1 pseudogene is annotated in these 219 nt (G+C 53.4%); it reads left to right on the top strand.

What is annotated here, in order from left to right:
* Positions 1-219 (top strand): annotated as a pseudogene (dinG, locus tag FDX22_RS00605) (ATP-dependent DNA helicase DinG); the annotation flags it as partial.

Here is a 219-nt window from a genome sequence, read left to right as displayed (position 1 = left end):
CAACAGGATCTGCTGGCCTTTCTCGACGATGACCTGACGCCAAATAATCAGGAAGAACAAAAGCGCTGTGCCAGGTTGAAAGGCGATCTCGACAGCTATAAGTGGGACGGGCTGCGCGATCACACCGATATCGCCATTGACGACGGACTCTGGCAGCGTCTGAGCACCGATAAAGCCAGCTGTCTGAATCGCAACTGTCACTACTATCGTGAATGCCCT

The organism is Citrobacter sp. TBCS-14 (assembly GCF_005280805.1).
Classification (GTDB): domain Bacteria; phylum Pseudomonadota; class Gammaproteobacteria; order Enterobacterales; family Enterobacteriaceae; genus Citrobacter; species Citrobacter gillenii.
Note: the sequence above shows the minus strand (reverse complement) of the source record. Positions and strands in the feature narration are given on the sequence as shown.